This is a genomic window from Kitasatospora sp. NPDC058063 (genome assembly GCF_042885395.1).
Taxonomy (GTDB): domain Bacteria; phylum Actinomycetota; class Actinomycetes; order Streptomycetales; family Streptomycetaceae; genus Kitasatospora; species Kitasatospora lactacystinica.
In genome coordinates, this window is the sequence record NZ_JBHVSD010000068.1 from 1 (window position 1) to 3,554 (window position 3,554).

Below are 3,554 nucleotides of genomic sequence, written 5' to 3' on the forward strand. Positions count from 1 at the left end.
GCATTAAGGAATTGACAAGCTTTCCACACCAAGACCCTCTTGGCACTCAAACAAACGCGTTTGTTTGACGCCAACCGGTGAGGGTGCCCCCTCAAAAAAGTGAGGGGGGTGGGGGAGTGGTTAGGATGGGGTTAAGGGGAAGAGTTCCCCTTACAGGTGGTGGACGGCGTCCACGGTCTTGATGAAAAAGGGCATCCGTTGAGGATGTCTTTTTTCATTTTGGCGAAGCCAAACACAGGGAGGAATCCGACCGCCTACCTCGTAGAGCGCGCTCCCAATTTTATCGAAGATGAAAAATTGGTGTAGTGCGTTACACCAAATCTAAAGTTGTGGTATCCTCGCCCTAAGAACAGTGGTCAAAATTGGGGATTGAGGGATGGCCAAATATGGGATTATCCGCATGTAAAAGTTCCACAAAGACGCAATATTGGAGATCCAAAAACACAACCAACGAGAAGGCGAAAAAACAAATGTGTCAGAAGCTTGTCCGTGATTTTTCTGCTGAACAGAAGGAAAATGTAAAAGATGAGGTTAAGAGAGAACTAGATACGCAATATAAAGCTCATATAAGCTCTCTCAGCGATGATTTAATGATTGAGAAGCAGAAACATAAGAAAACGAAAAAAGAGCTTGTACAGGCAAATAAACTGAATGACAGTTTAACAGAAATGAACATTGATTATATAGAGAATTATGTCCCATAAGAAGAGCTTGATAAAGTGAATCAAGAGGTTAATGAATTACGAAAAGAAAATAAGACATTAAAAGCCTGGAAGGAAAAAGCATTGAATTGGATTGATAAGCATGTAGAAAAGGTGAAGAAAATCTCGTTCTTTCAATATGTTGGTGGGATTCAAAAACGAAATAAAAGACAAGATCAAGAAATGGAAAGATAATAATATGAAATCTAGCTGAGAACAGCAAGCATAAGAGCAATTTGAGTCATCAGAATCTCTTTTAAACTAGAGTCGGTACAGGTCGAATGTTGTTCTATTAGGAATAAGAGTTCCCTGTTGAATAATAGGAGTTCGTATTTACTTAACATGAAATTTCTCCTTTTTTTATACAAACTATTTTTTAAAAGCTTCGAGTAAAAATAAATAGTTTTATATACACAAAAAAAGCTATCTCATTCTATGGGCATTGGCTTTGCATAGAAATGAGATAGCTTTTTTACAGGGTTCGAACGTACAACAATTATAGAAAAGATAACTGCAAGTAAATATTACCATGTTCTTACTCTAAATACTATCTTTTCTAAAAGGAGCATATGAATAAAAGGTGCACTTTTTATTCATCTTTAGGTCATTCATCATGATAAGAAAAGCTGTCATATCAAGGATGTATAAAAAGCTGCATAAAGAAGAAACAAGACCCCATCGAGAACCCTTCTCCCAAGAGGGTTCTTTTTGGTGATGTGTTCCGGAAAGAGACATTATGTTAACTACCTTTGTATAGCGTATGCAGCTTAAAAAACAGAAAAACCTATCTCTTCTCAGTTAAAAGAGGTAGGTTTTTTCTGTAGCAGAGTTTAGTTTTATGAGTCGATGTCTGGGACATCTTGAGTAGTTTGCTCTGGTTATGATGTTTTAATGCATATAAAAAGCAAATAACCCATGAATACAATGTATTCATGGGTTATCTACTAGTTCAATTCATGAGCACGTGAGGTTCTTTTTTAGATTATATGCTTGTCTTTAAAGTTCTATGACTTCTTGTCCATAAAAAAACAAACTACCTCTAAGTCGGTTGAAAGGTGGCGAGGTAGTTTGTTAGGTGCAATGGAGTATTAGCTAAGGAAGAACGCTATCCATTTTGAGTAGTTTGCTCAAAGGTTGCAGCAGTTACGCAACCTTTATATAGCAAATTTGCAATATCCTATTGCACGGGTAAAAGAAAAAGCAGGCTTAAGCCTGCTTCTATAGCCTTTAAGGCTATTTTATAGTTATGAAGTACGTATTAGTTTTTGTGAGGGTTCTTGATGTAAATTCTGAAACTGTTGAACAGCTTCTGTCATAGAGGGTGTATTCAATTTCCTTAAGATACTTCTTCTTTGATTCTTAATCGTGCACTCTTCTTTATGGAGAATGTCTTGTATCTCTAAAATAGAATGACCATCAATAGCAAGAGCAAAGACTTCTTGTTCTGCTTTAGTAAACTGATTCATAAAGACTTTCTCTTTCAGGATTTTGCATTCTTCTTCTAAACTTTTCAGTCGAGCAACTTCATCAACTAAATCAGAGGCTACACTTAGAATATTTTCGATACCCATTAATAGTTTTTCGCTTTGATCCATGATAAGACCCTCCTATTTTTTGAGGGCAACCCATGTTATAATTAACTTGTATATGTTTTCACATGGGGTGTTTCTCTGCCAGGAGAAATGCCCTTTTGTTTTATTTAGTTTGGACTTGCTGTGATTCGTTTGGATCACCTCCTTAATTATCATCTTCTTGCTCTTGTGAGGATAACGAAGATAGATTTTTGTATCTTAATAAGATATCCATTCTTGAATTTTTACCACCTTTAAAAATTTGGTCTGGGTTTACTTCATAGTGACCATTCTTTACTTTTTTGAGAAAATCACTTTCTTGTAGGGCTGTCATTGTATCTGCAATTGTTTTTCTTGAAATACCTGTTTCAGCTTCAATCATGGAGTATGTATATAAAAACTGATTTTCTTTGTTAAGGTTACTCATAATAAAAGTAAGTATATTGATTTTTTTGTTACCAATTAAATCTAAGGATTGAATGACATGACCTAACCAAACTTTATGAAAGTTTGCATCTCTTTCTTCAATTTCAGTAACATTCATTTCGACTATTTCACCAGTATCTTGGTTAATATATTTTTGTGTACCTGTAAATCTTACTTTTTTTCTTGTTGTAATGGTCTTTTTCTTAGGTTGTTTTTCACTCATAATAGTCACCCCTCATCACTTCATTTAGTTTAATTATATTATACTAAATGGTGTACCCTAAATACAACAGTTTATTTTCATTACACCAAACAGTATAAAAAATTACACCAAACAGTATAAAAAATTACACCGATTAAAACCCTCTTAAACTACTGATATATCAATGTTTTTAACCATTTCCCTCCTTTTTTCACTCTTATCTATAAATATAAGGGCTATTTTCCATGCAAGGTTCGAGTAGTATTTTTTAAGAAAATCACTTAAAAAATCTCCACTCTTTTCTCCTTGCATTTCAAATTTCGGCAGGTTAGGGCATATCGCCAAGCCGAACATACCCAAAACGAAGTGAATGATGATCGGCTTGGTATAGCAATTGTACCTGCCGAACCGCCAGATCGGCCGTCCTAAATTTCCGTTTTCTAAAAATAAGAGACGCAAACGGGGACTAGTCCCCGAACCCCTAGCCAGCGCGCCACCCCAAAACGAACGGGGGAAACGGGTATGAACGGTTGCCATGCATCGAATGCAAATTGGTTGCATGGGGGGCATGCACTTGTTTTTCTTATAAATAAAACCTTAGAAAACAAATTAGCGTCAAAACCTTGATATAATGGGATTTACCATATAAGAACG

The 3,554-nt window shown here is 35.8% G+C and carries 4 protein-coding genes; 1 reads left to right on the forward strand and 3 read right to left on the reverse strand.

Annotated features, from left to right (window positions below; translation table 11 throughout):
- The first annotated feature begins 386 nt into the window (after positions 1–386).
- Positions 387–704 (forward strand): hypothetical protein, encoded by a 318-nt coding sequence (locus ACFVUY_RS43240; protein WP_387737353.1) that lies wholly within the window; start codon positions 387–389, stop codon positions 702–704.
- A 1,241-nt stretch (positions 705–1,945) separates the two neighbouring features.
- Here ACFVUY_RS43240 and ACFVUY_RS43245 read toward each other — a convergent pair.
- From ACFVUY_RS43245 to ACFVUY_RS43255, 3 genes are all read right to left on the reverse strand, one after another.
- Positions 1,946–2,296: a helix-turn-helix transcriptional regulator gene (locus ACFVUY_RS43245; RefSeq protein ID WP_387094541.1), complete on the reverse strand. Its 351-nt coding sequence runs from the start codon at positions 2,294–2,296 to the stop codon at positions 1,946–1,948.
- 142 nt (positions 2,297–2,438) lie between these two features.
- Positions 2,439–2,921: a replication/maintenance protein RepL gene (locus ACFVUY_RS43250; RefSeq protein ID WP_098896829.1), complete on the reverse strand. Its 483-nt coding sequence runs from the start codon at positions 2,919–2,921 to the stop codon at positions 2,439–2,441.
- Positions 2,922–3,065: 144 nt separating this feature from the next.
- Positions 3,066–3,437: a hypothetical protein gene (locus ACFVUY_RS43255; RefSeq protein WP_387094544.1), complete on the reverse strand. Its 372-nt coding sequence runs from the start codon at positions 3,435–3,437 to the stop codon at positions 3,066–3,068.
- Between the last annotated feature and the right edge of the window lie 117 nt (positions 3,438–3,554).